The 15,662-nt window shown below is 66.3% G+C and carries 19 protein-coding genes; 8 read left to right on the forward strand and 11 right to left on the reverse strand.

What is annotated here, in order from left to right; genetic code table 11:
* Nucleotides 1-153 precede the first annotated feature (153 nt).
* Complete coding sequence (locus tag ACQY5B_RS20560) at nt 154-933, forward strand: rhomboid family intramembrane serine protease (RefSeq protein WP_305970791.1); 780 nt, start codon at nt 154-156, stop codon at nt 931-933.
* Nucleotides 930-1,298: a GFA family protein gene (locus ACQY5B_RS20565; RefSeq protein ID WP_420327688.1), complete on the forward strand. Its 369-nt coding sequence runs from the start codon at nt 930-932 to the stop codon at nt 1,296-1,298. Before ACQY5B_RS20560 ends, ACQY5B_RS20565 begins: the two co-directional genes overlap by 4 nt.
* 6 nt (nt 1,299-1,304) lie before the next feature.
* On the opposite strand, the gene ACQY5B_RS20570 is transcribed toward ACQY5B_RS20565, so the two are convergent.
* The 3 genes from ACQY5B_RS20570 to ACQY5B_RS20580 form a co-directional block, all read right to left on the reverse strand.
* Entirely contained in the window at nt 1,305-2,096 is a 792-nt protein-coding gene (locus ACQY5B_RS20570; protein WP_420327686.1) for an inositol monophosphatase family protein, read from the reverse strand.
* A gap of 85 nt (nt 2,097-2,181) precedes the next feature.
* On the reverse strand, nt 2,182-2,472 hold the full coding sequence (locus ACQY5B_RS20575) for a hypothetical protein (protein WP_420327684.1): 291 nt from the start codon (nt 2,470-2,472) through the stop codon (nt 2,182-2,184).
* Nucleotides 2,473-2,567: 95 nt separating this feature from the next.
* Nucleotides 2,568-2,762 carry a hypothetical protein gene (locus ACQY5B_RS20580; protein WP_420327682.1) on the reverse strand — a complete coding sequence of 65 codons (195 nt, stop codon included), beginning with the start codon at nt 2,760-2,762 and terminating at the stop codon, nt 2,568-2,570.
* A 243-nt stretch (nt 2,763-3,005) separates the two neighbouring features.
* Here ACQY5B_RS20580 and ACQY5B_RS20585 point away from each other — a divergent pair, with 243 nt between their 5' ends.
* Nucleotides 3,006-3,464, forward strand: a complete 459-nt coding sequence (locus tag ACQY5B_RS20585) for a YHS domain-containing (seleno)protein (RefSeq protein WP_420327681.1) — start codon at nt 3,006-3,008, stop codon at nt 3,462-3,464.
* A gap of 262 nt (nt 3,465-3,726) precedes the next feature.
* On the opposite strand, the gene ACQY5B_RS20590 is transcribed toward ACQY5B_RS20585, so the two are convergent.
* Complete coding sequence (locus ACQY5B_RS20590; RefSeq protein WP_420327679.1) at nt 3,727-4,128, reverse strand: hypothetical protein; 402 nt, start codon at nt 4,126-4,128, stop codon at nt 3,727-3,729.
* The gene (locus ACQY5B_RS20595; protein WP_420327677.1) at nt 4,125-5,327 is read right to left on the reverse strand and encodes a pyridoxal phosphate-dependent aminotransferase; all 1,203 of its coding nucleotides are present in this window, start codon (nt 5,325-5,327) and stop codon (nt 4,125-4,127) included. Before ACQY5B_RS20595 ends, ACQY5B_RS20590 begins: the two co-directional genes overlap by 4 nt.
* Before the next feature lie 88 nt (nt 5,328-5,415).
* Here ACQY5B_RS20595 and ACQY5B_RS20600 point away from each other — a divergent pair, with 88 nt between their 5' ends.
* The 3 genes from ACQY5B_RS20600 (at nt 5,416) to ACQY5B_RS20610 (ending at nt 6,763) form a co-directional block, all read left to right on the forward strand.
* Nucleotides 5,416-5,808: a helix-turn-helix domain-containing protein gene (locus ACQY5B_RS20600; RefSeq protein WP_420327675.1), complete on the forward strand. Its 393-nt coding sequence runs from the start codon at nt 5,416-5,418 to the stop codon at nt 5,806-5,808.
* A 1-nt stretch (nt 5,809) separates the two neighbouring features.
* Nucleotides 5,810-6,082, forward strand: a complete 273-nt coding sequence (locus tag ACQY5B_RS20605; RefSeq protein WP_305970800.1) for an FAD assembly factor SdhE — start codon at nt 5,810-5,812, stop codon at nt 6,080-6,082.
* Between the two features lie 183 nt (nt 6,083-6,265).
* Nucleotides 6,266-6,763, forward strand: a complete 498-nt coding sequence (locus tag ACQY5B_RS20610; RefSeq protein ID WP_305970801.1) for a MarR family winged helix-turn-helix transcriptional regulator — start codon at nt 6,266-6,268, stop codon at nt 6,761-6,763.
* Between the two features lie 98 nt (nt 6,764-6,861).
* Here ACQY5B_RS20610 and ACQY5B_RS20615 read toward each other — a convergent pair whose 3' ends face one another.
* Genes ACQY5B_RS20615 through ACQY5B_RS20635 form a run of 5 tightly spaced genes read right to left on the reverse strand, consistent with a single transcriptional unit; the run spans nt 6,862 to nt 11,109 of the window.
* Nucleotides 6,862-7,539: a DUF1194 domain-containing protein gene (locus ACQY5B_RS20615; protein ID WP_420327673.1), complete on the reverse strand. Its 678-nt coding sequence runs from the start codon at nt 7,537-7,539 to the stop codon at nt 6,862-6,864.
* Nucleotides 7,536-8,222, reverse strand: a complete 687-nt coding sequence (locus ACQY5B_RS20620; RefSeq protein WP_420328594.1) for a DUF1194 domain-containing protein — start codon at nt 8,220-8,222, stop codon at nt 7,536-7,538. Before ACQY5B_RS20620 ends, ACQY5B_RS20615 begins: the two co-directional genes overlap by 4 nt.
* 14 nt (nt 8,223-8,236) lie before the next feature.
* Nucleotides 8,237-8,671 (reverse strand): VOC family protein, encoded by a 435-nt coding sequence (locus tag ACQY5B_RS20625; RefSeq protein WP_420327671.1) that lies wholly within the window; start codon nt 8,669-8,671, stop codon nt 8,237-8,239.
* Nucleotides 8,672-8,706: 35 nt separating this feature from the next.
* Nucleotides 8,707-10,086 carry a surface lipoprotein assembly modifier gene (locus tag ACQY5B_RS20630; protein WP_424976605.1) on the reverse strand — a complete coding sequence of 460 codons (1,380 nt, stop codon included), beginning with the start codon at nt 10,084-10,086 and terminating at the stop codon, nt 8,707-8,709.
* A gap of 3 nt (nt 10,087-10,089) precedes the next feature.
* On the reverse strand, nt 10,090-11,109 hold the full coding sequence (locus tag ACQY5B_RS20635) for a hypothetical protein (RefSeq protein WP_420327667.1): 1,020 nt from the start codon (nt 11,107-11,109) through the stop codon (nt 10,090-10,092).
* Between the two features lie 314 nt (nt 11,110-11,423).
* Between ACQY5B_RS20635 and ACQY5B_RS20640 the strand changes: the two genes are divergently transcribed.
* The gene (locus tag ACQY5B_RS20640) at nt 11,424-11,855 is read left to right on the forward strand and encodes a DNA-binding transcriptional response regulator (protein ID WP_420327666.1); all 432 of its coding nucleotides are present in this window, start codon (nt 11,424-11,426) and stop codon (nt 11,853-11,855) included.
* On the opposite strand, the gene ACQY5B_RS20645 is transcribed toward ACQY5B_RS20640, so the two are convergent.
* Nucleotides 11,856-14,732, reverse strand: coding sequence for a CheR family methyltransferase (locus tag ACQY5B_RS20645; RefSeq protein WP_420327664.1), 2,877 nt, complete (start codon nt 14,730-14,732; stop codon nt 11,856-11,858). It abuts the gene before it with no gap.
* 136 nt (nt 14,733-14,868) lie between these two features.
* On the opposite strand from ACQY5B_RS20645, the gene ACQY5B_RS20650 reads away from it, so the two are divergent.
* A complete protein-coding gene (locus ACQY5B_RS20650; RefSeq protein ID WP_420327662.1) occupies nt 14,869-15,660 on the forward strand; it encodes a thymidylate synthase in 792 nt (263 codons plus the stop codon).
* Nucleotides 15,661-15,662: the final 2 nt, after the last annotated feature.

A 15,662-nucleotide genomic window follows, 5' to 3' on the forward strand; every position in this document is an offset into this window, starting at 1 on the left:
ATGTACGCCATCCATCCGGCGCGATCCCGTGGCATGGGCCCATGAAACGGGTCGGCGGGCGGGCGATGGGCCCAAGGGGCCCGAGTCCCGTCCGTCCCCGTTTCAAGGCATGGACACCTTGACCTCCCCCCAAGGCATGCCAATCTCCAGCGCATGTTTCCGATCCGCGATCATAACCCGTCGGGGCGCACGCCCTTCGTCACCTACACCCTGATCGCGATCAACATCGTCGTGTTCCTGGCCTCGCTGCAATACGAAAGCTCGCCCCGGGCGATGATGGCCTTCTACGCCGATTACGCGCTGATCCCCCGCTTCCTGTCCGAAGGCTACGGGTTCTCCGGGCTTTTCACCTCGATGTTCCTGCATGGCGGATGGATGCATATCGCCGGCAACATGCTGTTTCTCTACATCTTCGGCGACAACCTCGAGGACGAGATGGGGCATGTCGGCTACCTGCTGTTCTACCTGGCGGCAGGCCTTGGCGCCGGGCTGATCCACTGGCTGTCGGCGCCCCTGTCCACCGTGCCCACAGTGGGGGCCTCGGGTGCCATCGCCGGTGTCATGGGGGGCTACCTGCTCCTGTTCCCCAAGGCGCGGGTCGACATCCTGATCATCCTGATCGTCATCTTCCGCGTCATCCCCGTGCCCGCCTGGCTGATGCTGGCGCTCTGGTTCGGCATGCAGGTGTTCGGCGGGTGGAATGCGCCCGCCGACCAGGGCGGCGTTGCCTACTGGGCGCATGTGGGCGGTTTCGTGATCGGGATGATTCTGACGATTCCGATCTGGCTGCGCCGCGGCGGCATGCGCTTCTGGAACCGCACCGAGGGGCACCCGCCCCACCCGGAAACGGAATACGCCTTTGAACGCAGCCGCGTGCCGCGCGTCCAAAGCCGCAAACGCCACACTCAGGTCCCGAGGATCCGCAGAAAATGACAGAGACCCACACCGCCACCTGCCATTGTGGCGCCGTCGAACTGCGCGTGCGCCTGGCAGAGGGCACGGATACCGCGCGACGTTGCAATTGTTCCTATTGCCGCCGCCGCAGCGCCGCTGTCGTCAGCGCACCGCTTGACGGAATCGAAGTGGTCAAGGGAGCCGACAACCTGGCGCTCTACAGCTTTGGCACCCACACGGCGCAGCATCATTTCTGCAAGACCTGCGGCATCTACATGTACCACCGCCGCCGGTCGAACCCGAACGAGCACGGGGTCAACCTCTATTGCATCGAGGGCATGGACCCCAAGGACTTCGAGCCGCTGGCCTGGAACGACGGCGTCAATCACCCGTCGGACCGCTGAACACCCTCACTCGGCGCGCAGGATCCGGGTGAAGCCGCTGAAAATCTCGTTGTTGGCGCAGATGATGCTGCCGCTTTCCAACGGGTCCTGTCCTTCGCGGACACCATCGACCAGTGCGCCGGCCTCCTTGGCGATCAGATAGCCTGCGGCCATGTCCCAGAGGTTCAGTTCGCGTTCCCAGTAGCCCTCGAAACGGCCCGCGGCCACATAGGCCATGTCCAGGGAGGAAGAACCGAGGTGACGCACGCCGGCGCATTCCGGCATCACGCGGGCCAGGTCTTTCAGCGTCGCGGGCAGGGTACGTTTCGCGGCGAAGGGGATGCCTGTGGCAAAGACCGCCTCGACCATGCGGCGCCGTCCAGACACGCGCAGACGCTTGGAATCGTTCAGCCAGGCGCCGGCGCCGCGTTCGGCATAGAACATTTCGTCCTTGGCGGCGTCGAAGACCACTGCCGACACGATCTGCCCCTTGTGTTCCAGCGCGATGGAAATCGCCCAGTGCGGCAGCGCGTGCAGAAAGTTGGTGCCGCCATCCAGGGGATCGACGATCCAGCGCCGGGTCGGGTCGGTGCCCGGTTCCTCGCCGCCTTCCTCGCCCAGCCAGCCATAGTTCGGCCGCGCGCCCAACAGCTCTTCCTTGAGGATGCGCTCGGCCTCGATGTCTGCCTTCGACACGAAGTCGCCCGCGCCCTTCATGGAGACCTGGAGGTTCTCGACCTCGCGGAAGTCCTTGACCAGCGAGCGGCCCGCCTTTCGCGCCGCCTTCATCATGATATTCAGATTCGCGCTGCCCTGCATGGCCCGGCCTTTCCCGCGTGGTCACAAGTGAAATCAGGCCGCGCGTATACGCGGCCTGACAGGCAATGCCAAGAGGCGCGGCGCCTCAGCGGTAGACGGCGCCCTTTTCGCCCGGCACGAACTGCGGCGAATAGGACCGCTTGTGGCCCGTTTGGGTGTGGTAGGCGCCAGCGTTGGGCTTGCCGCAGCAGACGACTCCGCCCGCCAGAACCGGTTGCAGCCCCTGCGGGCAGAAGTTCGGGGCATCATAGCCGTGGACCAGGAAATTCGAGTTCGGGTCGTTTGTCGCGTCGCCCATGTACATGTCGCCCCAGGCAAGGGCCGAGGTCGCGCTGAGCGCGAGCGCCGCGGCAGCGGCGGTCAAAGGCAGTTTCATAATGTCCCCCAAGAACTCGATGCACCTCGCCACAGGCTATCAGCACGCGGGCGCGAGTCAAATTTTTCGTGCCATTTCCCGAAGGTTATCCCGTTTCAGGCAGGGTCTGCCTGGTTGAGGTCCTGCCAGTGTTCGCCCATGGCGACGATGCAGGACTGGCCCGAGGCATAGCTGATGATCATGGTCCAATCGCCCTGGTCATCGGTCCAGATCTCGACCACTTCCTCGGGGCTCCGCAACCCGGTGGCGCGGCGCGCGGTGCCAAACTGCTCCACCAGCCTGCGTGTCATCTGATCAGAGGGGGCGCATATCACCTCGGCAATCGGGCTGGCGGCGGAGGGCCCGGTCGACACCCCGAGGCACAACACAAACGGAAAAAGACATCTGCTCATGCACCGAAAGTAACAGATTTATGACGGCCCGGCGAGACGAATTGCCCGCACACGCGCCGTCACGTCCCCGTGTCGGGGGCTTTTGCACGGCCGCCGGTCGGACCATCCTGAAGGCACCCGCCAACCCCACCGGAGTCCGCCATGACCAACCTGACACGCCGCGCCACGTTTGGCCTTGCCCTTGCCGCCCCAGCCCTGCTGCTCACAACGCGCAGCGCGCTTGCCGCCGAACCCGAGATTTATGCGGAAAACGGCATCGCCATCGACGGGTCCGACCCGGTCGCCTATTTCGCCGGCAACGGTCCGGTGGCCGGCGGCGCCGCTGCGCTCAGCTGGAAAGGCGCCACCTGGCAATTCTCCGACGCCGGGAACGCCGCCGCCTTCGAGGCTGACCCGCAGGCCTATGCGCCGCAGTTCGGGGGCTACTGCGCCTTCGCCGCCTCGCGCGGCTACCTCGCGCCGACCATCCCCGAGGCCTGGACGATCCACGAAGGCCAGCTGTTCCTCAATGCCAGCCTGCGCGCCCGCACGCTGTGGCTGCAGGACATCGAGGGAAACATCGCCAAGGGCCGCGCGAACTGGCCCGGCATCCTTGGATAATCGCCTTGCGCGGCCTGCTCAGCCCTTCCGGGCGAGCAGCGCCCGCACATCATCAGGAGACAAGGGGAACAGGGGCCGGCCAAGATCGAACGGCCCACCTGCATCGTGTCGAGTCAGTGTCGTCTGGTTCTGTGGCATGGGCCGAACATAGGGGCGAAGCCCGCCGGGATGAAGAGGTCGACCGCCGCATTCGTTAACAACGAACACAAACCGCCCAATCTCTAGGCAATCCACGCCTTTCCGCCCAACACAAAGGCCCCTCTCAGCCCTTCAGCACCCGGTCCGCCTTCTTGCGGACCAGGACGCTGCGCAGGTCGTGCATCGCCAGGAGCAGTGCGTCCGTCACCTCTTCGAGCTGTTCCGGGGTCGCGCGGGACTGCGCCCATTGTGCGGTCAGGTTCAGGTGGTCAACGGCCCGATGGATGTCGTCCAACTCGCGCCGCGCCAACAGCCGCTTCCGGTCTTCCATCCAGGTGCGGATCTCTTCCAGCTCACCCTCCGACAACTCATGGTCGCCATGTGGCTTGATCTCACCCTTGTTGACGTTGACCACGGCGATCTGATCCATCTCCAACCGCCGCTGCCGGTTCTCGGTATCGACGCGATAGACGAGGGCGCCGTTGTCGCGCACCCGGAAATAGAACTCGGGCAGGTCGGGCGTCATGTCAGCCCCGCACAGAACCGCTCGATCCTGTCGCAGGCGCCGGTCAACTGCGCCTCCGAGGCCGCATAGCTGACCCGGAAATGCGGACTCAGACCGAAGGCCGCGCCAAAGACCGCCGCGACGCCTTCTTCCTCCAGCAGGGCGGTACAGAAATCTTCGTCCGTGTCGATCCGGCGCCCGCCTTTCGACGTCTTTCCAAGGCACCCCGCCACCGAAGGATAGACATAGAACGCCCCCTCGGGCGTGGCGCAGGTGATCCCGGCACAGGCGTTCAGCCGCTCGACCACCATGTCGCGCCGCTTGGCAAATACCGCCGCGCGCTCTGCCAGAAAGTCCTGCGGCCCGGATAGCGCCTCGACCGCCGCCCATTGGCTGATCGAACAGGGGTTGGTCGTGGACTGGCCCTGCACCTTGCGCATCGCGCCAATCAGCTCCTCTGGACCGCCTGCATAGCCGATGCGCCAGCCGGTCATCGCATAGGCCTTGCTGACGCCGTTGACGGTCAGCGTGCGGTCATACAGCCCCGGTTCGACCTGTGCCGGGCTGACGAAATCGAACCCGTCATAGGCCAGGTGCTCGTACATGTCGTCCGACATGACCCAGACATGCGGGTGGCGCATCAGCACATCGGTCAATGCCTTCAGCGCCGCCCGGTCATAGCCCGCGCCGGTCGGATTGGACGGCGAGTTGAAGATGAGCCACTTGGTCCTTGGCGTGATCGCCGCTTCCAGTTGTTCGGGCGTGATCCGGAATCCCTCGGCCTCGGCGCCCTCGACGATCACCGGCTCACCGCCGCCAAGGCGCACTATGTCCGGGTAGCTGACCCAGTAGGGCGCCGGAATGATCACCTCGTCTCCGGGGTTCAGCGTCGCCATCAGCGCGTTGTACAGCACCTGCTTGCCGCCGGTGCTGACGCTGATCTGGGCGGGCGTGTAGGTCAGCGCGTTTTCACGGGCGAACTTGTCACAGACCGCCTGTTTGAGCTCGGGAATGCCGTCCGGCGCCGTGTATTTCGTTTTCCCCGCTTCGATTGCCGCAATTGCCGCAGCCTTGATATTGTCCGGTGTGTCAAAGTCCGGTTCGCCGGCGCCGAGTCCGATGATATCGCGCCCTTCAGCCGCCAGTTCGCGCGCAAGTTGCGTGACGGCGACCGTCGGGGAAGGTTTCACGCGGGACAGCGTCTGCGACAGAAAGGGCATAGGGGGGCTCGTGGTTTGAAAATTTGCCTTCCCTGTCTTAGTAAGCGCCCCAATGGCGTTCAAGCGGCTTCACCGGAAAGGTAAGATCATGGACAACTCGAAAGACTGGTACGGGCCCGAATCCGCCACCTTCGGCGACCGGCTCGTTGCTGCCCGCGAGGCAGCCAACATGACCCAGGAGGTCCTCGCCAAGCGGCTGGGCGTCAAGCTCAAGACCCTTCAGGCCTGGGAAGATGACATCAACGAACCGCGCGCCAACCGTCTGTCCATGCTGGCGGGCGTTCTGAACGTGTCAATCGTCTGGCTGATCACCGGCGAAGGCGAAGGCGTGCCGGACCCCGATCAGGACGAGACCCTGGCGCCCGACGTCAACGCGATCCTGACGGAGATCCGCGCCCTGCAAGGCCAGTTCAAGGCCAAGGCGGACAAGCTGGGGCGGTTGGAAAAGCGCCTGCGCATCATGCTGACAGAGGCCCAGTGACATGACGACCGGCCCCGGCGAATCCCGCGAAACCCGTCTTCGCCGCCTGCGCATGCGGTCCATGCGCCGCGGCACCAAGGAGATGGACATCCTGCTGATCCGCTTCGCCGAGGCCCGCCTGGACGCCCTGGATGCCGCCGGGCTGGATGCCTACGAGGCGCTCCTGGCGGAAAACGACCAGGATCTCTACCAGTGGATCTCGGGCCAGCGCCCCGCGCCCGAGGTTCACGCACCGATGATCTCGGAAATTTCCCGCATCGCCGCAAACGGTTGATTGCAGTGCAGGAATCCGCCCGGCGCCCGCTGCTGGGCGGGTCCCCGTGTTTTCACCTCTGGCAAGGTTGGTTAACCAACCCTCGGAAATCAATAGAATTTTCCGGGTCTTCTACTCGGTTTAACCCGATATTTGCGTTTATACCCGAAAGCTCCGTTGCAAGAAAAACAGGCGGAGACTGAAATGAGCATTCATTCGTCACTGAATCAGGGGCCGGCACAGGGCTTCATTACGAATTACCTCGATGCGTTGAGCCTTGTGGAACGGCTCCACCGCCTCCTGCTCGACGTCATAAAGGACGAATTCGAGCGGCTGGGCATCATCGACGTGAACGCGGTGCAGGCCTTGCTGCTCTTCAACATCGGCGACAACGAGGTGACGGCCGGCGAACTGAAAAGCCGCGGCTACTACCAGGGCTCGAACGTCAGCTACAACCTCAAGAAACTGGTCGAGATGGGCTACATGCACCACCAGCGGTGCGAAATCGACCGCCGCTCGGTCCGCGTGCGCCTGACCCAGCGTGGGCGGGAAATCCGCGACATCGTCGGTGATCTCTTTTCCCGCCATGCGGACGGGCTGCAGGGCAAGGGCGTGCTGTCGGTCGATGGCATCGACGAGATCACGACAGCGCTGCGCCGCGTCGAACGCTACTGGACCGACCAGATCCGCTACATCTACTGAGGACGCCGGCCGGGCGACACCGCCCGGACGACGCCTTGGTGGGACGGCGGGCGGGGCGATCTGCGCCAGCGGCGCAGGAGCGGCGCCCAGGCGTCCCCCTACCTGGACGAGACGGCCAGCACCTGCAGTTCGCGCTTCAGCTTGCGTACCATCGCCGCCTCGAAGGCCTCGAAACCCAGCGCAGTCTCGACAAAGGCATCCACCCCCGCGATGACATAGGCCCGATAGTAGGAGGCCAGGGCACCGATTCCGTTCGCATCGCCGGATGCGCCAATCACCAGCCCGTTGATCGTGATCCCGCCCGGTCGGCTGTCCTGCGGCCTCAGCCCGGTGTTCGACTTGCCGTCGCCTGAAAGATCCAGCACCCGGCGCCAGCAGTGCCCCTGCTCCGCCAACAGCGCCGCACCGAACCGCTTGGCCGCCCCGATCGCGGTGGACTGGCCCAGCTGCCCGCGCTGCGTCGCCCGCAACAAGGCCGCCAGGTCGGCCACGTCCGCCGGTCCCTCGATCCGCCGCCAGGGTGCCACGATCCGTTGCGACCCCGGCCCGCTCCACTCGAAGACAGCCACGGAGACCGGCGCCTCCGGCATGGCCAGCAGGGCGCCCATGACCTCCGGGTCCTCCAGCGCGCCGGCCAGCCCGTCCAGTTGCAGCCGGTATTCCGCCGCGTCGACAGAACCCGAGACGTCCAGCCCCAGTGCCAGCGCCTGGCGACAGGCCGCCTCGGCCCCCGCTCCCCAGATCAGAAGGGCCGCAAGGCCAAGCAGCCGGGTCATCCCGGCCCCGGCCGCACATAGGGCAATCCGCCGACAACCCGGTTCTGGATCTCGCGGTAGAGCTTGCGGATCATCGCCCGCTCGAACCCCTCGTAGCCTTCTGCCGTCTCGATGAAGGCGCCCGGCCCGTGCAGCACCTCGAACTCGTAGTGATCCACCACCGAGGGATCCGCCCCCAGCACCGCCAGCGCGTTGACCGTGATCCGCTCAAAGGGGAAATGCTTGTAGGCCAACCCGGGCCAGAACCCGTCATTGGTGATCCCGTCGCCGGACACGTCGATCACCTGCCGCTCGCAGGGGGGTGCCTCCTGCATCAACGTGGCGCCAAAGCCCAAGGCATAGCCCAACGCCGTCGGGAACCGCCGGTAGGAGCGCTGGACCCTTTGCAACCGCGCGGCCACCGCCGCGATGTCGCCCGCGCTGTGCAGCAGCACCCAGTCCTGCACCACCACCGATTGCCGCCGCCCGCTCCATTCGTATACGGCCAGCGCAACGCCACCGCCTTGCTGCAGGATCGCCCCCTGCACGTCCGGGCTTGTCAGGGCCGCGGCCAGCCCGTCGCGCTGCAACCGGTACTCTGCCTCGTCCACGGAAGAGGAGACATCCAGCGCCAGCAGCAGCGCCAGCCGGCAGGCGGCCTCGGCCCCCGCCGGCACCAAGGCCGCCAGAGTGGCGGCGATCATGCAGCCGAGGCGGCTCACCAGTGACCCGTGTTCTCCATGCTGGCCCAGGGTTCCCGCGGCGGCAGCGCATCGCCTTGCTGCAACAGTTCGATCGAAATGTTGTCGGGCGAGCGGACAAAGGCCATGTGCCCATCGCGCGGCGGCCGGTTGATCGTCACGCCGTTGTCCATCAAGGTCTGGCACATCTCGTAGATGTTGGGCACCGTATAGGCGAGGTGGCCAAAGTGACGGCTGTCCGAGGGCAGGCCCTCGTCGCCATCCCAGTTGTAGGTCAGTTCCAGGTCTGCGTGACCATCCGCCTGATCCGGCGGACAAAGGAAGACCAGCGTGAACCGGCCCTTCTCGTTCTCGCTCCGGCGGCGCTCGACCAGCCCCAGCATCTTGTAAAAGGCGATCGAGGCGTCGAGGTCCTTCACCCGGACCATCGTGTGCAGATACGTGATTCCCATTTTGTCCCTTCCGGCCCGCCTGCGCAGGCCGTCTTTCAGAATACCGATTTCAGACCCAGCCGCAGATCCGTGCCACGGGTCTCGTAAATGGTATAATTGGAACTCCGGTCGCGGAAGGAAACCCCGATTTCCGGCGCAAAGCCGTAGAGGTCGTAGTTCGGCAACAGAACATCCAGCGAAACGGTCAGCTCCTCGTCCCGTCTTGGCTCGACCCAGAATTGGGTCGGCCCCTTGTCGAAATCGGTGACCTCCCATGCCAGCGTCAGCCGCGGCAGCATGCCCTTGAACGGCGTGCCAAGGCGATAGCTCAGCGCCGCGCGCGCACTTTCCCGCGCCACCAGCCGCGAGTCCGAGGCCGTGTCGGACACCATCAGGTCAAGCCCGAGGGACGACCGGCCATAGGCGCGTGTCAGCGTCAGACCCAGCTCGCTGGTCTGCGCATCGCGCACCGATGCATCGTGCCGCTGCTCGACCTCGTAGCCATAGCGCAGCGTGCCGATCAGCCCCGGCGCGATCGTCTGGCCATAGCTGAGATCCAATCCCGCGGAATCGGCGAACAGTGTGCCGCCCAGCCAGTGCCGTGTCACCGACAGCTGCGATTTGCCCAGCCAGCTGCCATCCTGCCCGCGCGCTTCGTAGCCAAGGCTGAATGCCAGCGCGTCCTGCCGGTAATCCGCGTCCCTGATCCCCGGCACCTTTTCGCGCGCCTCGGAGGAAAAGCGCACCCGCTGGATCTCTGTCGACACCCCAAGGTTCAGCCGTCGGGTCGCGCTCAGCGGAACACGGCGAACATAGTCGGCGCCCAGCACATAGCGTTCCCCTGACAGCGGCACCGCCGAAGGGTTGATGAAAGGCAGCCCGGCAAAGGTGAAACGGTTGGTCTTCGGCGCGCCGTTGAGGTTGTCCGATGGTTCGACCGACAGATCCAGCGACAGCCGCCAGGGCGTCAGCCGCCGCAGCTGGCGAAAGTCCCGGACCGCCGCGGCCTTCAGCTGGTCATCCGGCGCCATCTGCGCCGCACGCCGCAGCCAGAGTTGCGCAACGCCGGGCCGCCCGCCAGAGGCCCGCGCCTGCGCCATCAGCATCGCGGAAAAGAACCGCTCGCGCTCGTCGTCCGTCCCGCCAAAGGCGTTGCGCGCCGCCTCCGCCGCCTCTCCGCTGCGGCCAAGCTGCGAAAGCGCGCGGGATTTCAACATCAGCGCGTCGGTATCGCCGGGCGCGCCCAATAGCACGCCCTCGGACAGCACCAGCGCCAGTTCCGCCTGCCCCGCCATCAGCGCCCGCGCCGCGGCGCCGCGCGCCTCGTCCACGCTCATCCGCACCGGCTCGGCCCCGGCCGGGGCCGACATCAGAGCCATCGCGCCGGCAAGGACGGCCGATCGCAAGGCACGCAGCAGATGGGCCCCAAGGCTCATGGATCAGGGGCGCGTCGCGATGAAGCCGCCGGTCTCGCGAATGTCCTCGGTGAGGAACTCACGCGTCGCCGGGTCGATGCCCACCGGGCCCTGACCTTCGACCACCACGATACCGACGACTTCCTCGCCGTCCGGCCCGGCAAAAAGCCCCGACCAGGTGCCGGTCTGGGTCACTTCACCGTCCGTGCGCACGGCGCTGGCCTCGGACGAGTTGATCGTCCAGGTGTCAAAGTTGATCTCGGCCGTGGCCAGCGACAGAAAGTCCGCGCCGCTCAGCGCGGCGATGTTCACGCCATTGGCATCAAAGAACTCCCGGCTGACGATAACGCCTTCGACGGCGCCAGAGACATCCGGATCGTCAACGTCGACCTCGATCCGCGCCAGGCCGGACACATACTGGATTTCGGCACTCGGAGCGCCATCGACCAGCACGGTCCGAACCGCCGCATATTCGCCGTTGAAGACATAGGAATCCGTATCCGCCGGCAGCGCGCCGTTCCCCTCGAGGCGCTGCGCCGCAGCCCCGCCGAAACCGAACGACAGGTAGCGGTCCGTGCCAACGGCCCCCACCTGGCTAAAGCCGCTGGGCGAGCGGCGGAACACCGCGAAATACTGCGACGTGCCCGAAGGCCCCGCGGTGTTCCGATAGGCATCGAACCCGGTGCCGCCGGGATTGAGAATGGCACTGAGGCCCGCATCCCTGCCGTAGACGTTCGCACCGGCCACGGCTTTGTCGCCGTCGAACGGAAGGTTATTGAACACCAGTTCGTCTTTCGCCGGTACATAGGTCATGTCGTTGACATCCAACCCTTCTGGCGCATCATCCAGCTCGCTCGTGTACAGGTTGTCGGGATCGGGATCCGCGTCGGGATCGGTGCCACCCCCGCCGGTCCCGGGATCGGGTTCTGGCACCAGCGGCTGCGCCCCGGTTCCAATTCCCGACCCGCCGTCGCCGGTCAGCGTCGCGCCGTCACACGCGGAAAGGACGCTCGCGAAAGCGAGCGCTGCAATAATGCGATACATGGGACTGCCTCAGGTCTTGCCTTTTATTTTGTCCACAGCCTGTGCGGCACATTGGAAAAAGTCAATCTTGGCTTGGCGAAGCGGCTGGATGTGCGGCATAATCGCCCCACAGCGGGGATTTCAGAAAAGGTTGACAGGCCCCACGCTCATGGGCGATTGCCCGGGCCACCTGTCTGCGCGCCTTCGGATCGGCAACCGGATCGGTGCGCCCTTGCCTGTCGTCTGCCCGACCTTCCGGCCCCGGCCCGGGGATGCGGCAAGCATGTGTTTTTGATGCGCCGCTCGGCGCCAATTGATTTGAGACGCGAGGCATCATGCCCATGACTGGCGAGACCACAGGCGACCGAACGACAGGGCCAACCCTGATCATAGAGGACAACGCCATTCTCTCGACAGAGCTTTTCGAGGCGCTGCAAGAGGCCGGGCTGAACCCTCTGCCCCCGGTCAGCCATTACACCGCCGCCCTGTCCAGCCTGTCGCAGGACACCCCGCGCCTATGCGTGCTCGACCTGGATCTTGGCCGACAGATGAACGCGAACGTCCAGATCGGCGAAGAGGGGCGGCGCCTGCTGGCCATCCTGCACGCGCGCGGCTGCCGCACCGCCGTCTACAGCGCCTATGTCTCGAACCCGCTTGGCCTGCGCGACATCGCCCCCGACGTCGAGGTGCTCAGCAAGAGCCAACCGGTCGAGGACCTGGTCCGCGTCCTGCGCAGGCTCTCCGGCCTCGAACCCGAGCCGGCCTGATCACCCCGCGCCCATGCGCGAGATCGTGACACACAGCCCCTCGGGGCGGTAATCCATCACCACCTTGGCCTGCAACTGGCGCTCTAGGATCGTGCCCAGCAGGAAGGCGCCAAAACCGGTCCGCTCAGGCGGCACCACCTCGGGGCCGCCGGTTTCGCGCCATGTCATCTGCACCAGCCCCGCGTCGCCGGTCACGACATCCAGCACAACCCGCCCATCGGGCACGCTCCACGCACCGTACTTGACCGCGTTCGTGCCCAGTTCGTGCAAGGCCAGGCCAACCGCCTGCGCATCCTCGGGCGGCAGGGCTACGTCCTTTCCCTGATAGCTGAACCGCCCGTCGCCCAGGTCGACAAAGGCGGCAAGGCTCGATTCCGTCAACCCGCGCAGCCCCTGCCAGTCCCAGCCTCCCTCCGACAAAAGCTCGAACGTCCGGCCCATCGAGGCCAGACGCTGCGACAGGCGGCTGGCCAGTTCCGTCTTGTCGCCCGACCGCTGCGCGGTGAACCGCGTCACCGCCCGCACCACCGCCAGCATGTTCTTGACCCGGTGCTGCAACTCGGTCGTCAGCAGGTCCTTCTGTTCCTCCAGCGCCCGTTCCAAGGTCACGTCGCGCACCGCGATCCCCGCCGCCGTCACCTCTCCGTCGCGCAGGACCGGAAAGATGTCGCCAACCAGACGCCGCCCCTGTCCGTCGGTGATCTCGATCCCTTCCAGCGGCGCGGCACCGTCCAGAACCGCCTCGATCCGCGCCGCAAAATCGCCAATCTGCGCCGGCACCGGGATCTCCGCGGGTGCACGGCGCAGAGCCTCCGGGTCCAGCCCGAACAGGTCGGCCAGGAACCGGTTGCCGCGCGACCACCGCATGTCCTTGCCGATCATCCCCAGCCCGACGGGCACGCCATCGTAGATCGCCTGCAATTCGGCATTCTGTTGCTCCAAGCGGGCCGAGGACTCCAGCAAATCCCGGTTGAAGGTCTGCAGCTTGCTGTTGATCAGCTCCAGCTCTCCCCGGCTGAACCGCAACTCCGTGTTCGAGGACTGCAGTTCCTCGTTCAGCGCCATCAATTCACGATTTGCGCTGCTCAACGCCATTTCTGCGCTTTCGGTGCGCCATTGCAGCCGGTCCAACTGTCGCTTCCAGGGGGCGGCGCCCGCTGCCGCCGGCACCGGCAGATCGCCGTCCTCATCCTTGCACAGCACCACGAGATATCGACCGGCCCGCTCGGCCGAAGCCGCCACGCGCACCTCTCCCGTGGCGCCTGCCCCTTTGCCGGCAAGGCTGCGCACTGCGATCTTGCGCCCCGCGTCGCGCACCTCTGCCAGGGCCTCCATCGCCGCCCGGGCGCAGTCCGGGTCACGCAGGTCCTGCAACCCGTAGGCCGCGCCAGGCCGCACCGGCGGCAAGAGCGCCCGCATCGGCGTCGAGACATGGACAAACCGCCCGCTGTCATCGACCGAGGCAAAGACCGTCCCCAGCATTTGCAGGACACCGTGTTCGGCCAGCGCCGTTTCGGTCAGCCGCTCGCCGGGCCGGTGGCCGGGCAGTACCACGGCCCGCGCGCGCGTCTGGCCCCTTTGGCGCCGGTACAGGATGCCGTCTTCGCCTACCGGCTCGAACCCTTCCGGATTCAGCAGCGGGACCAGTTGCGGCGAGACCGCAAGAAACCCCTCTGCCTGCAGGCCATAGTCGAACCGGGCCAACGCCTCCTCTGCCTTCTCAGGGTGGGCCAACAGGGCGGGCGGCAGGCACAACACCAGGTCCAGCCAGCCAAAGGGCGCATCCGCATAGAGATCATGCTCGGCGAAGACACAGAGTTCCCGCAGGCCAGGGTCGACCGTGTAGCCACCATCGCCGCGCCACAGGAAACGGGCCCGGCGATCAGGACCCAGCGCCGCCGCCGCTTCGGCGCAATAGTGTCCCGACCGGGCCTCGTGCAGCGCCGCTGCATCCGTATCGGTCCCGAATATCTTCCAGGGACGGCGGTCCTGCCGCTCTTCCCTCAGCTCGATGATCCTCATGGCCAGCTGGTAGACCAGATCACCCTGCCCGCATCCGGGCACCCAGACCCGAAACCCCGCCTGCCTGCGCTGTAGCAGCGGGACCAGCACAAGGTCCCGCAGCCGGTCGATCATCACCGCGTCCGAAACCTCCTGCGCCCTGCCCTGCAAGACGTCCCGTGCCAGGCACTGCCGCTCTGCCGGGTCGCGGCGCAGCCGGGCCAGGTAGGCCTCGGGCGCCAGCCCGCCCGCGATCGCCATTCGGCGCAACACCGGGGCCGCCATAACGGTCGGTCCTGACCGATCCGCAAGGCCCAGCAGGCGCGAGGCCTGGTCCAGCTGCTCTTTGCCTGGCCCGTCGCCTTCGGTCTGGGCAATCCGCGCCCGGTGGATCGCCGTCACCACGCCGGGCGCCTCCTCTGCCGTCGCCTCCCGGTCCGCCAGCGTGGCAGAGCCGACCCCCAGCACGACCCCGCCCGCCGCCTGCAGGGCCCGCGCGCCAAGAACCGGCAGCGTCACGCGTCCCGGCAAAAGTACCGCGATCCCCGCAGGCTCACACGCGGCCAGGCTCGACAGGCAGTCATCCAGCGGCGAGGCGCCATCCCGCACCAGCCGCAGGCCCCCCGCCACCACTCGCGCCGCCTGCCCCCGTGGCACGACAAGCACCCGGTCCGCAGCCGGCGCCACGCCATCCTCGGCCATGTCCACCGGCACCCGCGCCACCGCCCGCAGATCGTCCAGCAGGTCATCGTCGACGGGCATCCGGTGCATCGGCACCACCAGCCAGCACAGGCCACTTCCCGGCTGGATCGCCGCCACGCAGGCGGCCAGCGCCACGCGCGCATCCGGCGGCGCGGAAATCGCGGCGATCGTCATTCCTGGCGGCCTCCGGTCCCTGCCCAAGTTCCCCGGTCGCAACTTGGCACAGCCGTCCTGACCCCGCCAAGCCTCCCGCTTCCGCCCCCCCGCGAAATATCCTATGCCAAGGGGACCGCATTCCCGGAGGGACAGCATGCAGCAATATCTCGACGCACTCCGCACGGTCCTCGACCACGGCGAGGAATCAACCGACCGCACCGGCACCGGCACGCGCAGCTATTTCGGCCTGCAATGCCGCTATCCCCTGGCCGAGGGCTTTCCGCTGGTCACCACCAAGAAACTGCACCTGCGCTCGATCATCCACGAGCTGCTGTGGTTCCTCTCCGGCGACACCAACATCACCTATCTCAAGGAAAACGGCGTCTCGATCTGGGACGAATGGGCGGATGAGAACGGCGACCTCGGCCCGGTCTACGGCCATCAATGGCGCCACTGGCCCGGCTACAAGGGCGAGATCGACCAGATCCGGACCCTGCTGCACCAGATTCGCACCACGCCGGATTCCCGCCGCATGATCGTTTCCGCCTGGAACCCGGCGGATGTGCCAGAGATGGCGCTACCGCCCTGCCACACGCTCTGGCAGGTCCGCATCATCGGGCGCAAGCTGCACCTGCAACTCTACCAGCGCTCCGCCGACATGTTCCTGGGCGTGCCCTTCAACATCGCCTCCTACGCGCTGCTGCAGGCGATGCTGGCCCATGTCACCGGCTACGAGCCGGGCGATTTCGTCCATTCCATCGGCGACGCGCATATCTATTCCAACCACATGGACCAGGTGGCCGAACAGCTCTCGCGCACGCCGCGCCCCCTGCCCCGGCTGGACATCGCGCGCGAGGTGACGGACCTCTTCGATTTCCGGTATGAGGATTTCGCCTTCCCCGGCTACGACCCCCTGCCCGCCATCAAGGCCCCCGTGGCCGTCTGAGG

It is taken from the genome of Antarctobacter sp. (genome assembly GCF_965277915.1).
In the GTDB taxonomy this organism is placed as follows: Bacteria; Pseudomonadota; Alphaproteobacteria; order Rhodobacterales; family Rhodobacteraceae; genus Antarctobacter.

What these genes read in the sequence shown, in the direction of transcription:
- ACQY5B_RS20615 (WP_420327673.1), bottom strand. Translation starts at nt 7,539, where the DNA reads ATGACCCGGCTGCTTGGCCTTGCGGCCCTTCTGATCTGGGGAGCGGGG.
- ACQY5B_RS20645 (WP_420327664.1), bottom strand. Translation starts at nt 14,732, where the DNA reads ATGACGATCGCCGCGATTTCCGCGCCGCCGGATGCGCGCGTGGCGCTG.
- ACQY5B_RS20570 (WP_420327686.1), bottom strand. Translation starts at nt 2,096, where the DNA reads ATGCAGGGCAGCGCGAATCTGAATATCATGATGAAGGCGGCGCGAAAG.
- ACQY5B_RS20585 (WP_420327681.1), top strand. Translation starts at nt 3,006, where the DNA reads ATGACCAACCTGACACGCCGCGCCACGTTTGGCCTTGCCCTTGCCGCC.
- ACQY5B_RS20630 (WP_424976605.1), bottom strand. Translation starts at nt 10,086, where the DNA reads ATGAGCCTTGGGGCCCATCTGCTGCGTGCCTTGCGATCGGCCGTCCTT.
- ACQY5B_RS20580 (WP_420327682.1), bottom strand. Translation starts at nt 2,762, where the DNA reads ATGACACGCAGGCTGGTGGAGCAGTTTGGCACCGCGCGCCGCGCCACC.
- ACQY5B_RS20565 (WP_420327688.1), top strand. Translation starts at nt 930, where the DNA reads ATGACAGAGACCCACACCGCCACCTGCCATTGTGGCGCCGTCGAACTG.
- ACQY5B_RS20620 (WP_420328594.1), bottom strand. Translation starts at nt 8,222, where the DNA reads ATGATCGCCGCCACTCTGGCGGCCTTGGTGCCGGCGGGGGCCGAGGCC.
- ACQY5B_RS20595 (WP_420327677.1), bottom strand. Translation starts at nt 5,327, where the DNA reads ATGCCCTTTCTGTCGCAGACGCTGTCCCGCGTGAAACCTTCCCCGACG.
- ACQY5B_RS20610 (WP_305970801.1), top strand. Translation starts at nt 6,266, where the DNA reads ATGAGCATTCATTCGTCACTGAATCAGGGGCCGGCACAGGGCTTCATT.
- ACQY5B_RS20560 (WP_305970791.1), top strand. Translation starts at nt 154, where the DNA reads ATGTTTCCGATCCGCGATCATAACCCGTCGGGGCGCACGCCCTTCGTC.
- ACQY5B_RS20640 (WP_420327666.1), top strand. Translation starts at nt 11,424, where the DNA reads ATGCCCATGACTGGCGAGACCACAGGCGACCGAACGACAGGGCCAACC.
- ACQY5B_RS20650 (WP_420327662.1), top strand. Translation starts at nt 14,869, where the DNA reads ATGCAGCAATATCTCGACGCACTCCGCACGGTCCTCGACCACGGCGAG.
- ACQY5B_RS20575 (WP_420327684.1), bottom strand. Translation starts at nt 2,472, where the DNA reads ATGAAACTGCCTTTGACCGCCGCTGCCGCGGCGCTCGCGCTCAGCGCG.
- ACQY5B_RS20605 (WP_305970800.1), top strand. Translation starts at nt 5,810, where the DNA reads ATGACGACCGGCCCCGGCGAATCCCGCGAAACCCGTCTTCGCCGCCTG.
- ACQY5B_RS20600 (WP_420327675.1), top strand. Translation starts at nt 5,416, where the DNA reads ATGGACAACTCGAAAGACTGGTACGGGCCCGAATCCGCCACCTTCGGC.
- ACQY5B_RS20635 (WP_420327667.1), bottom strand. Translation starts at nt 11,109, where the DNA reads ATGTATCGCATTATTGCAGCGCTCGCTTTCGCGAGCGTCCTTTCCGCG.
- ACQY5B_RS20625 (WP_420327671.1), bottom strand. Translation starts at nt 8,671, where the DNA reads ATGGGAATCACGTATCTGCACACGATGGTCCGGGTGAAGGACCTCGAC.
- ACQY5B_RS20590 (WP_420327679.1), bottom strand. Translation starts at nt 4,128, where the DNA reads ATGACGCCCGACCTGCCCGAGTTCTATTTCCGGGTGCGCGACAACGGC.